This is a genomic window from Polynucleobacter rarus (assembly GCF_003072505.1).
GTDB classification, from domain to species: Bacteria; Pseudomonadota; Gammaproteobacteria; order Burkholderiales; family Burkholderiaceae; genus Polynucleobacter; species Polynucleobacter rarus.
On record NZ_NTGB01000001.1, the window covers coordinates 1,572,405 to 1,591,936 of the forward strand.

19 protein-coding genes and 3 tRNA genes are annotated in these 19,532 nt (G+C 39.8%); 6 read left to right on the forward strand and 16 right to left on the reverse strand.

Features of this window, described 5'->3' with window-relative positions; translation table 11 throughout:
* Nucleotides 1-85: 85 nt before the first annotated feature.
* Both AOC35_RS07395 and AOC35_RS07400 read left to right on the forward strand, forming a co-directional pair.
* The gene (locus tag AOC35_RS07395; RefSeq protein WP_108646480.1) at nucleotides 86-892 is read left to right on the forward strand and encodes a DUF6088 family protein; all 807 of its coding nucleotides are present in this window, start codon (nucleotides 86-88) and stop codon (nucleotides 890-892) included.
* Nucleotides 879-1,652, forward strand: a complete 774-nt coding sequence (locus AOC35_RS07400; RefSeq protein ID WP_159077519.1) for a nucleotidyl transferase AbiEii/AbiGii toxin family protein — start codon at nucleotides 879-881, stop codon at nucleotides 1,650-1,652. The genes AOC35_RS07395 and AOC35_RS07400 overlap by 14 nt, the downstream gene beginning before the upstream one ends.
* 53 nt (nucleotides 1,653-1,705) lie before the next feature.
* Here the strand turns inward: AOC35_RS07400 and AOC35_RS07405 are convergent, their stop codons facing one another.
* Together AOC35_RS07405 and AOC35_RS07410 are read right to left on the reverse strand one after the other, a co-directional pair.
* Nucleotides 1,706-2,458: an outer membrane protein gene (locus AOC35_RS07405; protein WP_108646482.1), complete on the reverse strand. Its 753-nt coding sequence runs from the start codon at nucleotides 2,456-2,458 to the stop codon at nucleotides 1,706-1,708.
* 48 nt (nucleotides 2,459-2,506) lie between these two features.
* On the reverse strand, nucleotides 2,507-4,180 hold the full coding sequence (locus AOC35_RS07410; RefSeq protein WP_108646483.1) for a formate--tetrahydrofolate ligase: 1,674 nt from the start codon (nucleotides 4,178-4,180) through the stop codon (nucleotides 2,507-2,509).
* A 239-nt stretch (nucleotides 4,181-4,419) separates the two neighbouring features.
* Between AOC35_RS07410 and AOC35_RS07415 the strand changes: the two genes are divergently transcribed.
* A complete protein-coding gene (locus AOC35_RS07415; protein WP_108646484.1) occupies nucleotides 4,420-5,376 on the forward strand; it encodes an MBL fold metallo-hydrolase in 957 nt (318 codons plus the stop codon).
* A gap of 103 nt (nucleotides 5,377-5,479) precedes the next feature.
* Here AOC35_RS07415 and AOC35_RS07420 read toward each other — a convergent pair whose 3' ends face one another.
* Nucleotides 5,480-5,914, reverse strand: coding sequence for a hypothetical protein (locus AOC35_RS07420; RefSeq protein ID WP_108646485.1), 435 nt, complete (start codon nucleotides 5,912-5,914; stop codon nucleotides 5,480-5,482).
* Nucleotides 5,915-6,242: 328 nt separating this feature from the next.
* Between AOC35_RS07420 and AOC35_RS07425 the strand changes: the two genes are divergently transcribed.
* Nucleotides 6,243-6,737, forward strand: a complete 495-nt coding sequence (locus tag AOC35_RS07425) for an MOSC domain-containing protein (RefSeq protein WP_108646486.1) — start codon at nucleotides 6,243-6,245, stop codon at nucleotides 6,735-6,737.
* A gap of 254 nt (nucleotides 6,738-6,991) precedes the next feature.
* Here the strand turns inward: AOC35_RS07425 and AOC35_RS15745 are convergent, their stop codons facing one another.
* From AOC35_RS15745 to AOC35_RS07445, 4 genes are all read right to left on the reverse strand, one after another.
* Entirely contained in the window at nucleotides 6,992-7,225 is a 234-nt protein-coding gene (locus tag AOC35_RS15745) for a CopG family antitoxin (RefSeq protein ID WP_245898453.1), read from the reverse strand.
* Between the two features lie 160 nt (nucleotides 7,226-7,385).
* Entirely contained in the window at nucleotides 7,386-7,649 is a 264-nt protein-coding gene (locus AOC35_RS07435) for a Txe/YoeB family addiction module toxin (protein ID WP_108646487.1), read from the reverse strand.
* Nucleotides 7,642-7,896: a type II toxin-antitoxin system Phd/YefM family antitoxin gene (locus AOC35_RS07440; RefSeq protein ID WP_108646488.1), complete on the reverse strand. Its 255-nt coding sequence runs from the start codon at nucleotides 7,894-7,896 to the stop codon at nucleotides 7,642-7,644. Before AOC35_RS07440 ends, AOC35_RS07435 begins: the two co-directional genes overlap by 8 nt.
* 294 nt (nucleotides 7,897-8,190) lie before the next feature.
* On the reverse strand, nucleotides 8,191-9,168 hold the full coding sequence (locus AOC35_RS07445; protein WP_108646489.1) for a Bug family tripartite tricarboxylate transporter substrate binding protein: 978 nt from the start codon (nucleotides 9,166-9,168) through the stop codon (nucleotides 8,191-8,193).
* A gap of 214 nt (nucleotides 9,169-9,382) precedes the next feature.
* On the opposite strand from AOC35_RS07445, the gene AOC35_RS07450 reads away from it, so the two are divergent.
* Nucleotides 9,383-10,573 (forward strand): ISL3 family transposase, encoded by a 1,191-nt coding sequence (locus AOC35_RS07450; RefSeq protein ID WP_108645456.1) that lies wholly within the window; start codon nucleotides 9,383-9,385, stop codon nucleotides 10,571-10,573.
* Nucleotides 10,574-10,714: 141 nt separating this feature from the next.
* On the opposite strand, the gene AOC35_RS07455 is transcribed toward AOC35_RS07450, so the two are convergent.
* From AOC35_RS07455 to AOC35_RS07475, 5 genes are all read right to left on the reverse strand, one after another.
* Nucleotides 10,715-10,791 (reverse strand) — tRNA-Asp (locus tag AOC35_RS07455).
* Between the two features lie 12 nt (nucleotides 10,792-10,803).
* Nucleotides 10,804-10,879 (reverse strand) — tRNA-Glu (locus tag AOC35_RS07460).
* Between the two features lie 36 nt (nucleotides 10,880-10,915).
* A tRNA-Ala gene (locus AOC35_RS07465) sits at nucleotides 10,916-10,991 on the reverse strand.
* A 287-nt stretch (nucleotides 10,992-11,278) separates the two neighbouring features.
* Complete coding sequence (gltX, locus tag AOC35_RS07470) at nucleotides 11,279-12,724, reverse strand: glutamate--tRNA ligase (protein WP_108646490.1); 1,446 nt, start codon at nucleotides 12,722-12,724, stop codon at nucleotides 11,279-11,281.
* An 8-nt stretch (nucleotides 12,725-12,732) separates the two neighbouring features.
* On the reverse strand, nucleotides 12,733-14,106 hold the full coding sequence (locus tag AOC35_RS07475; RefSeq protein ID WP_108646491.1) for a YbfB/YjiJ family MFS transporter: 1,374 nt from the start codon (nucleotides 14,104-14,106) through the stop codon (nucleotides 12,733-12,735).
* Nucleotides 14,107-14,140: 34 nt separating this feature from the next.
* Between AOC35_RS07475 and hslO the strand changes: the two genes are divergently transcribed.
* Complete coding sequence (gene hslO, locus AOC35_RS07480) at nucleotides 14,141-15,157, forward strand: Hsp33 family molecular chaperone HslO (RefSeq protein WP_108646492.1); 1,017 nt, start codon at nucleotides 14,141-14,143, stop codon at nucleotides 15,155-15,157.
* 40 nt (nucleotides 15,158-15,197) lie between these two features.
* Here hslO and ftsB read toward each other — a convergent pair whose 3' ends face one another.
* Genes ftsB through AOC35_RS07500 form a run of 4 tightly spaced genes read right to left on the reverse strand, consistent with a single transcriptional unit; the run spans nucleotide 15,198 to nucleotide 19,377 of the window.
* Nucleotides 15,198-15,506 carry a cell division protein FtsB gene (gene ftsB / locus AOC35_RS07485; RefSeq protein ID WP_108646493.1) on the reverse strand — a complete coding sequence of 103 codons (309 nt, stop codon included), beginning with the start codon at nucleotides 15,504-15,506 and terminating at the stop codon, nucleotides 15,198-15,200.
* A 9-nt stretch (nucleotides 15,507-15,515) separates the two neighbouring features.
* A complete protein-coding gene (gene eno, locus AOC35_RS07490; protein ID WP_108646494.1) occupies nucleotides 15,516-16,802 on the reverse strand; it encodes a phosphopyruvate hydratase in 1,287 nt (428 codons plus the stop codon).
* Nucleotides 16,803-16,858: 56 nt separating this feature from the next.
* Complete coding sequence (kdsA, locus tag AOC35_RS07495; RefSeq protein ID WP_108646495.1) at nucleotides 16,859-17,713, reverse strand: 3-deoxy-8-phosphooctulonate synthase; 855 nt, start codon at nucleotides 17,711-17,713, stop codon at nucleotides 16,859-16,861.
* A complete protein-coding gene (locus tag AOC35_RS07500) occupies nucleotides 17,710-19,377 on the reverse strand; it encodes a CTP synthase (protein ID WP_108646496.1) in 1,668 nt (555 codons plus the stop codon). The genes kdsA and AOC35_RS07500 overlap by 4 nt, the downstream gene beginning before the upstream one ends.
* Nucleotides 19,378-19,532 lie beyond the last annotated feature (155 nt).

The window sequence follows — 19,532 nt, forward strand, 5'->3', positions numbered from 1 at the left end:
ATAATGAGCGATTGGTCCTAATAATCGTATGCATCGAACACATCAATTAATTGATAATATTAGAATAATAGGCATAATTTCTAACATGAGCACTTCCAATAAGATTTGTTTTACCATTTCAGAATTGCCTAAAGGGGCAGTCTTCTCTAGTACTGATTTTGTTTCTTTAGGTACGCGTGCATCCATCGATCAAACACTTTATCGCATGGTAAATGCCAGAGAGATCGTACGCGTAGCTAGGGGCTTCTACACCGTTTCTGGTAACGTAAACAACAGTACTCTAGCAGATGCAATTCAGAAAAAAACTGGTGAAGAGGTAGGTCAAGCACTGCCAAATTCCCCTGGTTCAAAGGTTATGATGGTTCCTACCTCAGGGCAATCACGCACTGTAATCACTGATACTCATCAGATTCAGTTTCGCCGTATGAGTCAACGAAAAATCAAGCTTTCGCAAACAGCAAAGGGGTTGATAATGCTTGAATTATGGAACCGCGGGATAAAGAATCTGACTACGATTGAAATCAAGAATGCTACAGGTGATTGGTCTGAGAGTGAGATTGAAGCTTATACATCCTTAGTCCCTGATTGGCTTCGCAGTGCAGTTAAGCAAAGTAATGAACAAAGAAAATCAATCAAGATTGGCTTGTCGGGAGCATATGATTGGTCAAACCCACAAATCAAAGATTACGCATTGATCAGTAAAGTGCTAGAAAAACCTAAATTTGAAGATATAGTTCGCTTATGTCATTACTACGGAGTTACCAGAGTCAAAAGAGTGTTTAGGCAAAACGCGTTTGAACCCATGACAAATGCTACCGTCGCCAGAATGCTCAAAAACATTAGCAAGGGTTTTAATCAGTTGGAAACAGAAAAAGGAAATGTGCCTGCTTAAGCTTGAATTCATGCCCGAGTCGACGCAAAAAATCTTTACTCGCCTCAAAGATGATCCACGACTAACAGGATTCACATTGGTTGGTGGAACTGCTTTAGCAATTCAAATTGGTCATAGAATCAGTGAAAATTTGGATTTCAATATCTTTGGTCAAGTCTTACCTACTAAATCAATCGATGCGGTGTTAAATGACTTAGAGACTTGCGGATCGAAAATTCAAAGTCTCATTACGCCTGGGCAAAAATCACAATTTAAAATCAATACCTCAGATAATTTAGACAACTATATTCATGATTATTTGATTGATGGTGCAAAAGTTACATTTCATTCAAGAAACGAAAGTAACAGACCCAAACAACAAATTGATTTTTTGAAATCAACGCCAAAACTAAATTTCTCTCAAGATGGTTTCAACATCCTTGGAGTAGATGGACTTTTTATCATGAAAAGCATTGTAATTTATGAACGAATGAAGTTTCGTGATCTTTATGACTTAATAGTTTTATCTAGAGATCACGGCTATTCCATAGAGCAAATCTTTACGGCTATCAATGCATATCAACCTTTAAGAGATAAAGATCTAGAGCGCTTTAAAAGCGTGGTAACTGGCATTATTCCGCTCGACAAAAATGACGAAGGTTTTTCTAGCATCCATTTAAAAGTCAAAATCACAGACATCTACAAATACTTCAAAAAAATGGTTGATGACTACGAAGTAAATTTAGTCAAGACTTTGCACGGAAAAATTACAAATACTTAAAAACCCCCAACAAACAAATGAGGCTGTAAATATTTTTTTGTTTTTTTAAGTTTTCAAAATCGATATCCGATGCCAACTAGGCCCGTATATCCTGTAGCTTTTACGGTAATACTTGTATTCGCTATCCCTACATAAGGACCATTTATGTTGGCAGTATAGTCAACGAAATTCGTATACAAACCCTCAGCAAAGACATACAACTGATTTTCTAAGGCTTGCTTGTAGCCTAAGCCCAAGGTATACCCACCAACAAGGACATTAGTTGCAGGAGTAGCCGGATCACTATAGATTAACTGTGCAGTTGAGAGAGCAATTTTTCCATAAAGGAGTTGAGTTCTAGACAACTCGTAAGATGGTATGACAGAAAAATTAAGCGGGTTCTTCATTTGGTAAGAACCTGTTAGCGAATTTGAAACAGCGATACCAGGTAAATTGGTGGTAACTTTACTATTCGCTGAACCGGAGACGAGAGGCATGAAATCAACACTCAAACCTATTAACCATTTTGGATCAACTCTGAAGTTATATCCGCCGCCAATATTACCCGTTAATACGGATAAATTATCCGTTGAAAAATTTTGGGGATAAACACCAACTTGATTTAAGAGAGTACTAGTTTGATTAAACGTAGCTCCAACATTTGTATAACCAATGGCACCTTGCACAAAAGGGCCTTCAAATACAGACTGCGCTGAAGCGCCACCCATCAAAGATAAACACAATACCAAGGAGAATTGTTGTACTTTTTTCATTTCAGGTAGTCCAAAAATTTTATAGGGTTTTAGAATACCATATTGATTTGCCATGATTCTAAAAGATCTGCTCATGTTTTTAAACAGGTTGCGGCAATCTAGTTAAAACAATCCCACCACTCTGCCATCAACATAATCTATTTTCTCTGCAGATGGAGCTTTTGGTAAACCTGGCATCGTCATGATGTCCCCACATACCATGACGATAAATTCTGCACCTGCAGCTAAGCGTACTTCACGTACTGTAATGACATGATTATCTGGCGCACCTCGGGATTTAGGATCAGTTGAAAAAGAACTCTGCGTTTTAGCCACGCAAACAGGATAGTGTCCATAGCCCTGCTCTTGCAAACGATCAATCTGAGCCTTAACAGCACGATCAGCATTCACCTCGCTTGCTCGATAAACTTTCTTAGCAATTTTGTTAATTTTTTCCCATAAAGTATCTTCGTCTTCATAGACATAAATCATCTGCTGAGAATCTGTTTCACATAAATCAACCACTAATTTAGCTAGATCTGCTGCCCCTTTACCACCCTGCGCCCAATGAGAGGCTAATACAACCTTCACGCCTAACTGCTTCATTCTATTTTCTATTAATTCGATTTCAGCAGGAGTGTCACTCGTAAATTGATTAATCGACACAATGCAGGGTAAGTTGTAAATCTGAGTAATGTTTTGCACATGGCGCTCCAAATTCACGAGTCCAAGATCTAATGCAGAAATATCTTCTTCATTGATGTTTGCTAAATCTTTACCGCCATGATATTTCATTGCTTTGACGGTCGCCACAATCACTACGACTGACGGTATTAGTCCAGATTTGCGACACTTGATATCAATAAACTTTTCTGCTCCTAAGTCTGCTCCAAAACCAGCTTCAGTCACCACATAATCAGCCATCTTTAAAGCAGCCTGCGTGGCAATCACTGAATTACAACCATGAGCAATATTGGCAAATGGCCCACCATGGACAAAGGCTGGGTTATTTTCTAAAGTTTGAACTAAATTAGGAGCTAATGCGTCTTTTAAAAGAACCGTCATTGCACCATGAGCCTTCAGGTCTTTTGCTAGAACAGGTTTTTGGTCATGCGTATAAGCAACAACAATTTCCCCTAAGCGCTTCTTCAAATCCTCGATTGAATTAGCCAAGCAAAAAATAGCCATGACTTCAGATGCCACCACTATATCAAAGCCATCCTGACGCGGATAACCATTTGGAGCACCGCCTAAACCAACCGTTAAGGATCTCAAGGCCCGGTCATTCATGTCCACTACACGCTTCCACTGAATACGACGCACATCAATTCCAAGAGCGTTGCCATGATGAATATGATTATCGATCATTGCTGCCAGTAAATTATGAGCCAAGGCAATCGCAGAGAAGTCTCCAGTGAAATGTAAATTAATATCCTCCATCGGAACAATTTGCGCTAAACCACCGCCCGCTGCACCACCCTTAATCCCAAAAACTGGTCCTAGAGATGGCTCTCTCAAACAGATCATGGCTTTTTTGCCAATGTAATTTAGGCCATCTCCCAAACCCACAGTGGTAGTTGTTTTTCCTTCACCAGCAGGTGTTGGACTAACCGCGGTCACGAGAATTAATTTACCATCTTTTTTACTTTTTAAACTATTCAAATACGATAGTGAAATTTTTGCCTTGAACTTGCCAAAAGACTCTATTTCATCTTCTGGAATGCCTAAAGAGTTCTGGGCAATATCAGCAATCTTTAGCATTTTTGCCTGCTGGGCAATTTCAATATCACTTAACATCGGACTGACCTTTAATTAATCAATATAAGAGAATGTAAAAGCTTTATGTTATCTCATTCTAAAAAGCCTCAGTTAAGAAATGACTGATTAAAAAAGGAATTGATGCTAAAAATTGAAGGCGTTTTACCTAAAGTACAAAAAACATTGGACTTATAGCCCAGCAATGACCATCGCTTTAAATTAAGTTAAGATAGGCTTCATTCATTAAAAATAAAAAACCATTTGGAGATCTACTAGACATGTTGCTTAAAAAACTGATGATCCTTTTTTTAACATTGTTAACTTCTGGATTGGTTTCAGCGCAAAGTAATGAAACTAAACTAATCACTTTGGGTACAGCAGGTGGTCCACTTCCTAGAGCTGATCGTGCTCAATCTTCCAATGTGTTAGTGGTAAATGATCAACCTTACTTAATCGATATGGGTGATGGCGTCTCACGTCGGTTGGCCGAAACTGGGATCAGTTTTATGAAGGTCAATCAAATTTTTATCACGCATCAACACAATGATCATATGGCAGGACTAGCGACTTTTTTAGATAACTCATGGCAATTTGCAAAGCGTACCGCAATTGATGTCTATGGACCAGTTGGTACTCAGGCGGTAGTAAAAGGAGCGATTCAGTATATGACTGAAGATTCTCAAATAAGGGTTACCGAGGGGAAGGTTATTCCTTTAGAGAAGGTTTTTGTTGGCCATGATAAATCAGCTGGACTCATCTACCAAGATCAGAATATTAAGGTCACGGCCGTACAAAACTCACACTACAATTTATCAATAGATGCAGCCACAAAACACCAGTCTTTTGCCTATCGATTTGATACGAAAGATACTTGCTATGTCTTTACTGGGGACACTGGTCCATCTAAAGAAGTAGAACAATTGGCTAAAAACTGTGATGTTCTTGTTGCCGAAGTAGGTAAAGTAGAAGAAGTTATTGCGGTCATGGAAAAAAACGGTACTTGGCAAGCACGAACCCAAAGTCAAAAAGAGGACTGGACTAAACATATGGTGGATGAGCATATGACGCCAAAGCAAGTTGGGGAAATGGCTAGCAGAGCTGGCGTTAAAAAGCTGATCATGACGCATTTATTGCCATCGGTTATTCCGAAAGATGATTATGCGCGTTACAAGACTGAAGCTGCTCAGTACTTCAAAGGGGAAATTGAAGTAGCAAAAGATTTAATGCACTTTTGATGATTGTTTCAATCTTTCATTAAATTCAGCTGCTTTATTTCAATTTTTCTTAATTACATGACAATTCAGGATTTTTTTCTGCCACGATCTTCACTTAACTAGATCATTTTTCAGTAATTTGACTAATTGCTTCACTGATATTATTTATCAACCATAGACAACTTATAAATAAAAGTCCCAATCGCCAAGATACTGCCAATCGTTGCAGAATATTTAAAATAATCGGCTCATTGGCCTTCAAGTTTTGTTGTTGAGAAGAACTCAATCCGGCGTAGCCCTCAAAAAATAATTTTCTTATCTTTCCGCCCTGTTCCTTGATCGATAAATAAATGATGGCTCCTAAAAATATAGCGATTGGAATTAACAATAAGTACTCGACAGTCTCAGTGAGCCCACACCAGGCTCCATCACAAGGCCCATTTGGTTTTAATTGAATATATAAAAAAAATAAAACCAAAACCCAAGGGCTAACTCTAGGGGAAATCACTAAAGCATATAAAAGATAGAAAACGTAATCATGAAAGAGAAATTGTGCCATTTTTGATTTGTCTAAAATAATATTGAATTTAGCATATCCTAATTACCTAGGTAAATGAAGATAAATACGTTCTTCACTCTCTATGGGATAGTTGATGAAAATTTAAGCAATATTTGGTTGTTGATTTTTGTGGAATATGGGAGCGTTTACTTAGATCTGAAGTCTTGGAAAGTGAATGCTATTGAGCATCTTTTTGGTCCGAAAGCACCCATGAAGACTAATTGAATTTGAAGCCCCACACTGAAGCAACAAGCTTAGAGACTGATAAATCTTTTTTAGATAGTTTTAGACTATAGTGAACTTAACAGATAACTAATCATTAAAAAAAATGGAAAATAAACCCTATATCCATCGCATCTATATTTGCCCAAATGCTGGCTTGCCAATGAAGCCATTGGAGAGAGTAAAGGTACTTGAAGGGATTGGAATTGAAGGTGATAGGTATGCATTGCGTTTAGGCGCCTTTTCTAAATCGAATCCTCCAAAGATTAGAGATATCACTTTAATAACCAAGATGGGTATCGATACTGCTAATCATTACTTGAAATTAAATGGCTTGCTTGAGTTTGATATTAGTGAAACTCGAAGAAATATTGTGATTGAGAATTTATTGCCTGATGAACTAAATGCCTTGGTAGGTAAAGTATTTTTTCTAGGTAGGCTCAAATTTAAAGGAGTAGAACTTTGTGATCCTTGCGAGCGCCCATCTAAATTAGCTAACAAAAAGAGTTTTCAAATTGCTTATGAAAATAATGGCGGTATCAGAGCACAAATAATGGACGATGGAGAAATAGCAATTGGAGACATTCTTGAGACTCTGTGATTGTCTCCAAAACTAGTTACTAAACAAAAGAAGTGCAACAAGTGACCTTTTTAGGTTCTTGATAATTGCCAGCTGAATTGCTCAAAAAATAAGATCCTAAAACACTTATATGCCTGAATAAAAATAAGGCACATTTAGTTTCGGAGACTTTCACCAAGTTTCTCGGTCAACCAGATTTTCATCAATAATTGGTATGACACTTCAACTTTGTTGGCCCGTTGTCGTATACCCTCTAACAAACTATCAAATGATCGTTATGAAATACTTGTCGTGGAAGGTTTTAAATTCGAGAAATTAACAACCACCATTTTTGCAACTTCAAAATATTCTGTCGCATCATTTTCGGGGCTTTCCCAAAACTGACGTTCACTTTCCTCATTATTGAATTTGGGAATTGGTTTTAAATTTCTGTCTTTTGTTTTGGAACTTTGCAAGTTAGAGGCATTGGTGTTATCACGAAAATTGGTGGAGTCATATTTATTATGCAAAGTATTTCCTTTAAAAAAGATAATTTATTTTTTCTACGTGAATAAGTACAGGTTCAAAAAACCAATACTAGGCTTTAAGACTCTATTCTTAAGTCTCAGATTTTATGAGCTTACTCATGAATTTGAATACCATGTTAAAAAATCATATTCATCTATCAAGTTATTCATAATGATAACGGCATGCAATAATAACTAATTGATCTATTTCAATTGCATAAATCAATCGATTCACATCATCAATACGCCTAGACCATAAACCAGATAAATTTTCTTTTAGGGCTTCAGGTTTTCCAATCCCATCTTCTGGATCTCTCATTGCATCTTTGATCAGTAAATTAATTCGTTTGAGTGTTTTCTTATCTTGCACTTGCCAGTAAAGATAATCTGACCAGGCAGCATTCGTCCAAACTAACTTACTACGCATCAACCAAGGCCTTCGTTTTAATTTGACCTTTGCGATATTGGCCTAAGGATTTCTCTAAATGCCTTACATTTGCTGGAGACTTTAACAAATGAACTGTTTCCATCATGCTGTTATAAGTATCTAAGGACATGACAACAGCGTCATCAGCATCTCTTCTAGAAATAATAGTTACATCACAATCAGCAACCACCTGATCTATCACTTGTTTAAATTGGTTTCTAGCATCAGAAAAATTAATTACTCTCATCAAGCGCTCCTACTTGTCTTATATATTGCACAAGTATACATTGTATCTTACTTGTTGAAACGCACTTGATGCAAACCCCCACCCCGATTATGGTGAAGAGCTAACGTTTTGGGAGAATTTAAGTAATAAAAAAGCCCCTCGTAAGGAGCTAGAACATCCAAAACCAAAAAAATCTTTTAATAACCTTTATATAGAGGACTCCATTGCCTTTGCTAATCGATTTAAACCTAACCGTATTTTGTGAGTTAGGTTGTTAGTCAGACTGGAGATAACATAGCAAAAGCAATCAATCTATTAGTCAGCCTTGATTTTATTTTCAGTAATTAATTTTGAATACTTAGTATTTTCTGCACTGAGAAAAGACTTAAATTCATCCATACTAGTTGCTTGCGCTTGAACACCTAAAGCCGCAAATCTCTCTTTGATTTCTGGATCACCCATAATTTTTACCAAAGCAGCATGGTATTTATCCTGAATATCTTTTGGTGTGCCAGTTGGCAGATATACTCCCCACCATGATAAGGCGGCAAATCCAGGTAAGCCTGCTTCAGAAAAGGTTGGTACTCCCGGTACTAATGGAGTTCTAGCAGTACTTGTAATCGCTAATGGGCGGATTTTCCCTGATTTGATGTGCTCTGCTGCAGGTAATGCATCTGAAACGATAAAGTCAATTTGCCCACCCATTAAATCAATCAATGCTAATCCACCCCCTTTATAGGGCACATGAGTCATTTTAAGATTTGCTTCACGCATCATCATTTCTGTTGCAATATGCGACATACTACCTGGTCCACTTGTACCAAAATTTAAAGTATCAGGTTTCGCTTTTGCTGCATTGAGCAAATCTTGAAGTGTTTTATATGGTGAATTAGCCGGCACAACTAATACATTAGGACCCGAAGAAATCATTGCAATTGGAATAAAGTCCTTATCCATGTTGTAGGTAACTTTGCTGATTAAAGGATTAATTAATGCCGGTCCAATATTGCCGAGTACAAAAGCATACCCATCCGCTGGTTGACGTGCTGCGTATTCCATACCAATAGAACCTGCCGCACCACTCTTGTTTTCAACAATAATAGGTTGACCCCAAAGATCATTTAATTTCTTGGCCATTAAGCGTCCCATTAAATCAGAACTACCACCTGCTGGGTATGTAACAATAAAACGTACTGGCTTCGATGGGAAAGTTTGCGCAAAAACATTTAAAGAACAACACGCAAATAAGATACAAAAGAACATCATTAGATTACGTTTGCAGACTTTAGTCATGCGATTTCTCCTAAGTTAATTTTTAATTAATTTTTTAATTTTGTTTAAATTATTATCTCATTAGTAGTGATGGAGATTTTGACCTGACCTCATTTGTTTGCCCACACCTTTGGCTCTTAAAAGGTAAGAAGAGTGGCTCTTCATCATAAACGGGGGACAAAGGTATTTATTAAACTAGTTTTTTCGAAGAACTTTTTTAATAGAGGTAATACCCATGTCCCAAATAGATTCTATCTTAGGTCTGCCTGATCTTTCAATCGAACAAGTCAAACGTAGTGAACATGTTGAGGTTTGGTGTCGACCGAAGATGCGCCCAGCTTGTATTTATTGTGAACATCATCCTGTAAGGATTAAGTCAACACACCACCGAGTGTTGAAGCACACCCGACAAGGAAACCAATTGATGATTCTGCACTTGGCCCTACCAAAATACCATTGCCCAGAGTGCAATCACTATTTTCGGCATCCTCTACGGGGGATCCGGCCACGCCTGCGAGCGACCGAGTCTTATCGACTGGAGGTCTTTGAAGCCCATGATGGTGGCGTTAGTCAACGTAAACTGACCTTAACCCACAACATCGGCAGTGCGACTGTCGAGCGCTGGTACCAACACCATATTCAACGAAGAGTCTCAGAGCTATCTGGGCGTGACTGCCCTAGGATTCTGGGGATTGATGAACATTTCTTTAGTCGTAAAAAGGGCTTTGCCACGACGTTCGTTGACTTGAAGAACCACAAAGTCTTTGATGTGGTTCTCGGTCGCTCAGAAGCCAGTTTACGCCGCTATTTAAGCCAATTAACGGGCCGCGATCGCGTTCAGTTCGTCGTGATGGATCTCTCCGAAACCTATCGTAAGATCGTCCAACAATACTTTCCTCAAGCCAAGATTGTTGCTGACCGTTTTCATGTCATCCGACTCGTCAATCAGCATTTCTTGCAAGTCTGGAACCAACAAGACCCGGTTGGTCGAAAAAATCGAGGGCTCCTGAGTCTCATGCGTAGACATCACTGGAATCTCAGCCCAGAACAGCAGCTCAATCTCCGTCGATACCTCGAACAATTCCCCATACTCAAAGCACTTTACCAAGCCAAACAAAAGCTCAACTCGCTACTTCTGATCAAAAACGTTCGAGCAAAACATGCCAAAAAGTTCCTGCCACAACTCCTTCAATTACTGGATCAGTTTGAACAAAGTCCAGCGAAAGTCATTGCACACACCATTCGATCTTGGTTAGAACCTATTGTTCGAATGTGGCGGTTTTCTAAATCCAATGGCATTACTGAAGGCTTCCATACTAAAATGGAAATGATTTCTAGAAGAGCTTTTGGTTTTAGAAATTTCCAAAACTACCGACTCAGAGTCTTGGCTTTGTGTGGTTGGAGTGGAGTGATTAATCGTGTTTAATAAATGCTCATCCCCCGATTATGGTGAAGAGCCAGAAGAGTTTTATTCCATCTGCCTGGTAAGGAATTTGTGGATCTAGTTGAGGGTCAAATCTCAAGACAATAAAAAAGCCCTTGATTTACAAGGGCTTAATTAAAAAATTGGCGGAGCGGACGGGACTCGAACCCGCGACCCTCGGCGTGACAGGCCGATATTCTAACCAACTGAACTACCACTCCAATTGTACTTCTTGGCGTCCCCAGGGGGATTCGAACCCCCGTACTCACCGTGAAAGGGTGATGTCCTAGGCCTCTAGACGATGGGGACCCAGATACTACGGTACTGCAAAATCTTTTCAACTACTGGTGGAGCTAAGCGGGATCGAACCGCTGACCTCTTGCATGCCATGCAAGCGCTCTCCCAGCTGAGCTATAGCCCCGTAATTCTAAAAGTACTGAAATAAATCAATACAGGCTAAAACCAAAATCTTTGCTATTTTTCTAGCAACACAATCTTATTTTACTTTCAATTTGATTTGTCACCATCAAACTAAATTATTAAGACTGCGTTTTTAATTCATTAATCTAATTAACTGCTTTCAGAATAGTCTCATATTCTATACCATTTTGCAGAGTATTAGCAAATGAAATTATTAAAATACTGAAGTTTTTTCAAACAGGTGTAATGTAGACACCACCTATCCTTTCAAAACAAGCCATAGGTCAATTAAGCCAAAACTCCTAGACGCTTTTGAACTTCCTCAATTCCCATGATAGACAGAACAGCGTCAATCGCAGGGGTCTGCGTAGTTGCAAACATGAGATAACGTACCGGCATTGCCAGCATTGGCATTTTAATACCATGTTTAGTTAAAACCTCTTTCATGACTGCTGCGATTTGCTCTTTACTACCATCGCCAGCTTTGATTAGCTCGATTAAATCATTGATGCACTGATGCACAGTAGCTGGAACATTTTTCAAGAATTCTTCACCGTCTAATTGATGAACAGGAGCTGATGCGTAAAACATTTTTGCCCCCTGCGCAATCTCAACCAGAGTATTGGCACGACCTTTTAGCAAGTCAACCACTTTGATAAAGTCAGGACCTGATTTGGTTGCACACTCTGCGCTCTCTTCAAACTCAATACCCTCAAGTATTGCAAAAGGTTTGACTCGTTTTGCTAATTCAGCACTCTCTGTATGGGCAATGTAATGATGATTTAACCAAATCAGTTTTTCAGGGCTGAACTGGGCTGGAGATTTTCCTAGGCTATCCAAATCAAACCATGCAATAAATTGTTCTTTTGTAAAAATCTCCGCATCACCATGAGACCAACCTAATCTCGCCAGATAATTCAAAATTGCTTCGGGCATATACCCTGCCTTCTGAAAATCTCTCACACTCATCGCACCATTGCGCTTACTCATTTTTTCACCAAGTTCATTTAGTACTGTGGGTAAATGAGCGTAAATAGGTAATGTGCCGCCTAGAGCCTGCATGATATTGATTTGCCGTGGAGTATTGTTGACATGATCATCGCCGCGAATTACATGGGTAATATTCATATCCATATCATCAATGACGACGCAAAAATTATAGGTCGGTGTACCGTCTGGTCTGGCAATGACGAGATCATCTAATTCTTGATTCGAAATTTCAATCACGCCCTTGACCGCATCTTTCCAAATTACAGATCCATCTATGGGGTTTTTAAACCGAATAACAGGACGCACGTCACTTGGTATAGGCGGTAAAGTTTTTCCTGGCTCTGGACGCCAAGTACCATCATAGCGAGGCTTTTGTTTTTGCGTCATTTGCTTTTCACGCATGGCATCTAACTCTGCTTCACTCATATAACAATAATAAGCAAGGCCATTTTCAAGCATCTCGTTAATCACTTGACGGTAACGATCAATCCGTTGCATTTGATAAATAGGGCCTTCATCGACATCAAGACCCAACCAACTCATCCCTTCAATAATCACTTCAACCGCTTCTAAGGAAGAGCGCTCTTGATCGGTATCTTCAATGCGGAGCACGAAATCACCTTGCTGTGACCTTGCAAAAGCCCAAGGATACAGGGCACTTCTGAGGTTACCTAAATGAATAAAACCCGTTGGACTTGGTGCAAAACGGGTGCGTACACGATTTGAATTGGTAGTATTTGTCATAACTTGTATTATCCCATGCTCTTTTTACTAGCAAATGATTTTTGACGATATGCCAAAAGACTAGCTGTCAACAAAATGATTGTAGAAACTAGCAGCCCCACCCGTAATCCACCAAGATGATCGGCAATAAAGCCTATTAAGAATGGGCCAATAATCTGACCAGTAGCAAATAAGATGGTAAAAAATCGTATCCCGATCGACCATTGATTTCTTGGATAATTATGCTTTACAAAGGCGGTTGTACTGGCGACGGCTACAACAAAACTGGACCCAAATAACATCGAAGAAGACATAACAAGAATTAGACTCCAAAAACTTGGCGCTACGCTCTCAATAATATTTTTTTCTAAAAATGCCATGATCGTTGGTATGAAACAAGCAATCGTTAATATTAAATTCACTAGTCCCATCGCCTCCCCACCCCTTGATCGCTCTAACATCTTCGCCCATATGCGAGACGACAGCATCATCGATAACCCAATTAAGCCATAAAACATATTAATGAGACTGCCAGTAAAACCCATTTCCCTCAGCATTGCGATTACAAAAGTCATGTATCCCACATGCCCAATACCATACAAGAAGTAACCACTACCAATCCAAAAACTTCTTCTCGGATGAATTTGTTCTTTAGAAAGAACACTTACCTCAGGTGCTTCTAACATTGCAATAACTGGCTTGATCAAAAGGGTAAATAAGATCAAACTAATGACGGCCATCCCTATCCAGGCTATCTGCCAAGGATGGACATATCCCTGGCTTTGTGCCCAGTCATGAAATGGGTTGACTAGCAGGCTTGAAAGGAGAATACCGCCGCCTACCCCTCCATAATAAATCCCTAAAATCAGACCCGATTGATGAGGATGTTGACTACTCAATTGTGTTGCGAGTACCCCGCCGGCGATAAAAATATAGCCGCTACAAAAACCTAATAAAAACCGAAAGATAAAAATAACTATTGCATTTTCAACAAAGCCCGTCAAAAACATCACCACGATAGAAAAAAACAACATCACGATAAAAGGTCGTCGCAGCCCTACTTTAGAAAATGCCCAAGCCGAGCTCATCGCTCCAATAAAGTAGCCAATGGCATTACCAGTATTCATGTTGCCGGCTGTCAAATAAGACCAGTGCAAGTCTGAACGCATTAAGGGTAAAAATAGGGCATAGGCAAATCTAGAAATCCCCAGAGTGATTGCAGCACCCAATGCTAATGCGATGGCAGTAAGTAATGGATGTTCTTCGGGATAAGAATGAATACCTTGGCGATTTTTTGGCGAGTTTTGATCGAATAAATGCATTACCAATACAATAACAAATATTGCGAATGGAATCCCACATTTCTGACCTTGGCTTTTTCTGGATAGAAATGAAAGGTTCATCAATTCACCTTCTAAAAATCACGAATCGTTTTATATGACCTCATCCTCTGAATTAACTGCCAACAACAAAGCCTCTGATCAATTTGATACTTTACAAACATTTTTATTTGAAAAAAGCCAAATCCGCGGCGAAATTGTACTTTTAGATACCGCCTGGCAAACCATCCTAGAGCGTAAAAGCTATCCTCCGATTATTCAAAAACATTTAGGTGAAATGGTTGCTGCAGGGGCTTTATTAAGCGCCACACTCAAATTTGATGGCACCCTCATTATTCAGGCACAAGGTACTGGCCTCGTGCGTCTAATAGTAGTCGAATGCAATATGAATTTAGATATCCGCGCTACCGTCAAATTAGCTAAAGATATCGACCCTGCGATGATTTATGATGACTCCACCCTCTCAGAACTTATCAACCCCGATGGTCAGGGTAAATTAGCTATCACGCTGGATCCAAAAAACCGACAAGATGGTCAACAAGCTTATCAAGGGATTGTCCCCTTAATGCTTGGGGGTAAACCGATTACCTCCATTGCACAAGCTGTCACGGCCTATATGAATTACTCAGAACAGCTCGAAACCCATATTCTGTTAAGTAGTAACGATACCCACGCCGGCGGTATTTTGATTCAAAAATTACCGAATATTGGTGGTAAAACAAGTAGCACTCCGATAGATCATGACGAGTTATCAGAAGACTGGAATCGGGTCATGATGATGGTCAATACCGTCAAAGATGAAGAGCTGCTATCAACTCCCCCAACAGTTTTAATGCAACGCCTGTTCCTAGATGAAGCTAATTATCAAGGGGTCAGAGGATTTCCACTTCGTCACGTTCACTTTGCATGCCAATGTTCTCGTGAAAAAGTAGGCAACATGATGTTGATGCTTGGTAAAGATGAGGTCGCTGAAATTTTGGCAGAACAACAACAAGTCGAAACGACTTGTGATTTTTGTGGTCAAGTTTATCTATTTGATTTGGTAGATTGCCAGCAATTATTTGCTGCTGAAAACCTGGTAGATAAAATGAGGCCGCCACAAGGAAAGCACTAATCCCTTTTAAGACTAACTTAACAGGGATATTAAATGAAGTTTATTTGCCAGTTTTATTGGGTTGGGGTAAAGACTCATCTGGCTTGAGGACTTTCACCAAAATTTCATTGTCTTTGACCATCCCATGCTCTAAACGGGCACGTTCCTCAACCCCTTTAGTGCCTTGCTTTAAATCTTGCACATCACCAGAGATTTTCGCATTACGAATCTCTAGCTCTTTATTTGAATCTGCAAGCACCTTTACCTCTTTGTCCAACTGATAAACGTACAGCCAACCACCTTTACCAATCCAAAGAGGATATTGAATGGCTACTAATAAGATAAATAGCCCATAAACAATATAGCGCATGCAGCTTGCTTAATAACCTAAATTATAAAAAGCGGAACGACCTGGATAGGAAGCAATGTCACCCAAATCTTCTTCAATGCGAATCAACTGATTGTACTTAGCAATACGATCAGAACGTGACAGAGAACCCGTCTTGATTTGACCTGCATTTAAACCCACTGCGATATCAGCAATCGTACTGTCTTCAGTCTCACCAGAACGATGCGAGATTACCGAGGTGTAATTGGCGCGCTTCGCCATTTCAATCGCAGCAAAGGTTTCCGTCAAAGTACCAATTTGATTAATCTTTATGAGGATGGAGTTCGCAATTCCTTTTTGAATACCTTCTTTCAAAATCTTGGTATTGGTCACAAAAAGATCATCACCTACTAACTGAATTTTCTTACCGAGTTTTTGCGTCAGGGTTGACCATCCATCCCAATCCGCTTCGTGCATACCATCTTCAATTGATACGATCGGAAATTTGTCCGCTAAATTACCTAAATAGTCAGCAAATTCAGATGAGGTGAGTTGTAAACCTTCACCGCTTAAATGGTATTTGCCGTCTTTGTAAAATTCACTAGCTGCACAGTCCAATGCAAGTAATACGTCTTCACCAGGACGATAGCCAGCTTTTTCAATGGCTTGTAGAACTGTATTTAAACACTCTTCGTTACTTGCAAAATTTGGCGCAAATCCACCTTCATCGCCGACTGAAGTTGGCATATTTTTATCATGCAAAATTTTCTTGAGGCTATGAAACACTTCAGCACCACAACGCAAAGCTTCTTTAAAGTTGGTCATGCTAACTGGCATGATCATAAATTCTTGAATATCTAAACTATTATTTGCGTGCGCACCACCGTTGACGATGTTCATCATTGGCACAGGCATTTGCATTGCGCCAGATCCGCCAAAATAACGATAAAGAGGTAAACCTGCTTCTTCAGCAGAGGCTCTAGCAACTGCCATTGAAACGGCTAGGGTAGCATTAGCTCCTAGTCTTGCTTTATTATCGGTACCGTCTAAATCAATTAAAGTACGGTCTAAAAAGGCTTGCTCAGAAGCATCTAAGCCCATAATTGACTCCGCAATTTCTGTATTGATGTTATCAACGGCTTTCAGAACACCTTTACCAAGGTATCTACCATGTTCACCATCACGCAGTTCAATCGCTTCTCTTGAACCAGTAGAAGCTCCACTTGGCACGGCAGCACGTCCCATAACACCAGACTCTAAAAGGACATCACACTCCACCGTGGGATTGCCACGGGAGTCTAAGATTTCACGACCGATAATATCAACAATTGCACTCATTATTTGCTCTCTATATTAAATTAAAATCTTCATAATTTAATTAGATCATTCTCTAATTAAAATTCGTTTTCTAAAAACATATTTGACTGCTTTACTAAATCATCAATGGCTTTTAGGCCGGTAAGTAAAGTTTTCATTTGATGCAATGGCACCGCATTAGGGCCATCTGACATCGCTTTGGCTGGATCAGGGTGTGTTTCCATAAAAATTCCACTAATACCTACAGCCATTGCTGCTCTTGCTAGGACGGGTACAAACTCTCTTTGTCCGCCACTCGTTGTACCTTGCCCACCTGGTAATTGAACTGAGTGTGTTGCATCAAAAACCACGGGAGCTTTAGTCTCGCGCATAATTGCCAAACTTCGCATATCAGAAACCAAGTTGTTATAACCAAAACTAACGCCACGCTCGCAAGCCATAAATTGATCTTCACTAAGGCCTGCAGCTTTGGCTGCAGCTCTTGCCTTATTCATCACATTTAGCATATCGTGAGGTGCTAAAAATTGCCCTTTTTTGATATTCACAGGCTTACCACTGGTTGCACAAGCATGAATAAAATCAGTTTGACGACAAAGAAATGCTGGTGTCTGTAACACATCAACCACTTGCGAAACAGGTGTTATTTCAGACATCTCGTGCACATCAGTTAAGACTGGCACACCTATTTTCTCTTTAACTAAAGCTAGGATATCTAAGCCTTTACTCATGCCTAGACCGCGAAAAGATGATCCGGAGGATCGATTTGCTTTGTCAAAAGATGATTTGTAAATAAAGGGGATACCGAGCTCAGCAGTAATTTGCTTGAGTTCTTGAGCCGTTTCAAGGGCCATTTGTTCGGACTCAATTACACAGGGGCCAGCTATTAAGAAGAAAGGATGTTCTAGACCAACGGGGAAACCACAAAGCTTCATACCGATTCCTTGTTGAGATTTTTTTGAAACGAATAAGCCTTTGCCGCTTTCACAAAGGCACTAAACAAAGGATGACCATCGCGCGGAGTAGACGTAAACTCTGGGTGAAACTGTACACCAAAAAACCAAGGATGCAGAGATTGAGGTAACTCCATCATCTCGGGCAGATTTTCAGTTGGCGTTCTAGCAGAAATAATCATGCCTGCCGCTTCTAACTGGGGTACGTATTCATTATTTACTTCGTAGCGATGGCGATGGCGCTCATTCACTTCTGCGCCATAGATCTCACTAGCTAAAGTACCCGGGCTCACGGGGCACTTTTGAGAACCAAGGCGCATGGTACCGCCTAGATCAGATTGATCATCACGTAACTGGACTTTCCCATCACTATTTTTCCATTCAGTGATCAGGGCAACCACCTTATGCTCTACATCAGAATTAAATTCGGTACTGTTTGCCTCTCTAAAGCCTGCTACATTTCTAGCAAATTCTATGACAGCTAATTGCATTCCCAAACAAATTCCCAAATAAGGAATTCTCTGTTGACGGGCATGTGAAATTGCTGCAATTTTTCCTTCAGTACCCCTAACCCCAAACCCACCAGGAACCAAAATAGCATCTAAGCCTTCGATACTCGCAATATCTCCATGCTCTAAGAGTTCAGAATCAACATAACGAATATTCACCTGAGTTTCATTGTGAATACCAGCATGACGTAGTGCTTCAATTAGAGATTTGTAGGACTCAGTTAAATCCATGTATTTACCAACCATACCAATATTGATGTGGTACTTTGGATTTTCCATGCGATATACCAAGTTACTCCAGACTGATAAATCTGCTGGTGGCGGGTTCAAGTTCAGTTCATTACAAATGATCTCATCTAAGCCCTGCTCATGAAGCATCTGAGGAATTTTATAAATCGTATCGGCGTCCCATACAGAAATCACCGCATCTTCGCGCATATTTGCAAATAATGAAATCTTGGAAATCTCTTCTGCAGGTATCAAACGATCAGCTCGACATAATAAAGCGGTCGGAATAATACCGATTTCACGTAACTTTTGAACAGAGTGTTGCGTAGGTTTGGTTTTTAACTCACCAGCACTTGCAATGTATGGCACTAAAGTCAAATGAATAAAGGCAGTATCGTTCCGAGGCTTGCGCAAACTCATTTGGCGCGCGGCCTCTAAGAACGGTAAAGACTCAATATCACCGACAGTACCACCAATTTCGCAAATGGCAACGTCCGTTTGACCACCAAAGCAAGCAGCGGCACCGCGTTCAATGAAAGTCTGAATTTCATTGGTGATATGGGGGATCACTTGTACAGTTTTGCCTAGATATTCACCACGGCGTTCTTTACGAATCACCGAATCATAAATTTGTCCTGTGGTGAAATTATTGCTTTTACGCATTTTGGCTGTAATAAACCGCTCATAATGACCCAAGTCAAGATCAGTTTCTGCACCATCTTCTGTAACAAAAACCTCTCCATGTTGAAATGGACTCATTGTTCCAGGATCAACGTTGATGTAAGGGTCTAATTTTAGGAGGGTGACTTTTAGGCCGCGAGACTCAAGTATCGCGGCTAATGAAGCGGCTGCAATTCCTTTCCCGAGGGAAGAAACCACACCACCCGTAACGAAGACAAATTTGGTCATCGAAAACACTCTAGTATGAATATTGAATTATATACTCGACTCAACAAAAACACTTAAAAATAATTCAAGATCTTTCATTAGAATGCGATACAACAATAAAAAATTCAAGAAATTTTCTACTGATATAAAATAAACTAAATATTAAATTAGGGACT

Bases quoted from the DNA above. Each gene is read 5' to 3' on its own strand.
- AOC35_RS07395 (WP_108646480.1), top strand. From the start codon at position 86: ATGAGCACTTCCAATAAGATTTGTTTTACCATTTCAGAATTGCCTAAA.
- AOC35_RS07500 (WP_108646496.1), bottom strand. From the start codon at position 19,377: ATGACCAAATTTGTCTTCGTTACGGGTGGTGTGGTTTCTTCCCTCGGG.
- gltX (WP_108646490.1), bottom strand. From the start codon at position 12,724: ATGACAAATACTACCAATTCAAATCGTGTACGCACCCGTTTTGCACCA.
- eno (WP_108646494.1), bottom strand. From the start codon at position 16,802: ATGAGTGCAATTGTTGATATTATCGGTCGTGAAATCTTAGACTCCCGT.
- AOC35_RS07440 (WP_108646488.1), bottom strand. From the start codon at position 7,896: ATGAGAGTAATTAATTTTTCTGATGCTAGAAACCAATTTAAACAAGTG.
- ftsB (WP_108646493.1), bottom strand. From the start codon at position 15,506: ATGCGCTATATTGTTTATGGGCTATTTATCTTATTAGTAGCCATTCAA.
- AOC35_RS07475 (WP_108646491.1), bottom strand. From the start codon at position 14,106: ATGAACCTTTCATTTCTATCCAGAAAAAGCCAAGGTCAGAAATGTGGG.
- AOC35_RS07420 (WP_108646485.1), bottom strand. From the start codon at position 5,914: ATGGCACAATTTCTCTTTCATGATTACGTTTTCTATCTTTTATATGCT.
- AOC35_RS07400 (WP_159077519.1), top strand. From the start codon at position 879: ATGTGCCTGCTTAAGCTTGAATTCATGCCCGAGTCGACGCAAAAAATC.
- AOC35_RS07450 (WP_108645456.1), top strand. From the start codon at position 9,383: ATGTCCCAAATAGATTCTATCTTAGGTCTGCCTGATCTTTCAATCGAA.
- AOC35_RS07415 (WP_108646484.1), top strand. From the start codon at position 4,420: ATGTTGCTTAAAAAACTGATGATCCTTTTTTTAACATTGTTAACTTCT.
- AOC35_RS07445 (WP_108646489.1), bottom strand. From the start codon at position 9,168: ATGACTAAAGTCTGCAAACGTAATCTAATGATGTTCTTTTGTATCTTA.
- AOC35_RS07405 (WP_108646482.1), bottom strand. From the start codon at position 2,458: ATGGCAAATCAATATGGTATTCTAAAACCCTATAAAATTTTTGGACTA.
- AOC35_RS07410 (WP_108646483.1), bottom strand. From the start codon at position 4,180: ATGTTAAGTGATATTGAAATTGCCCAGCAGGCAAAAATGCTAAAGATT.
- AOC35_RS07425 (WP_108646486.1), top strand. From the start codon at position 6,243: ATGGAAAATAAACCCTATATCCATCGCATCTATATTTGCCCAAATGCT.
- kdsA (WP_108646495.1), bottom strand. From the start codon at position 17,713: ATGAAGCTTTGTGGTTTCCCCGTTGGTCTAGAACATCCTTTCTTCTTA.
- hslO (WP_108646492.1), top strand. From the start codon at position 14,141: ATGACCTCATCCTCTGAATTAACTGCCAACAACAAAGCCTCTGATCAA.
- AOC35_RS07435 (WP_108646487.1), bottom strand. From the start codon at position 7,649: ATGCGTAGTAAGTTAGTTTGGACGAATGCTGCCTGGTCAGATTATCTT.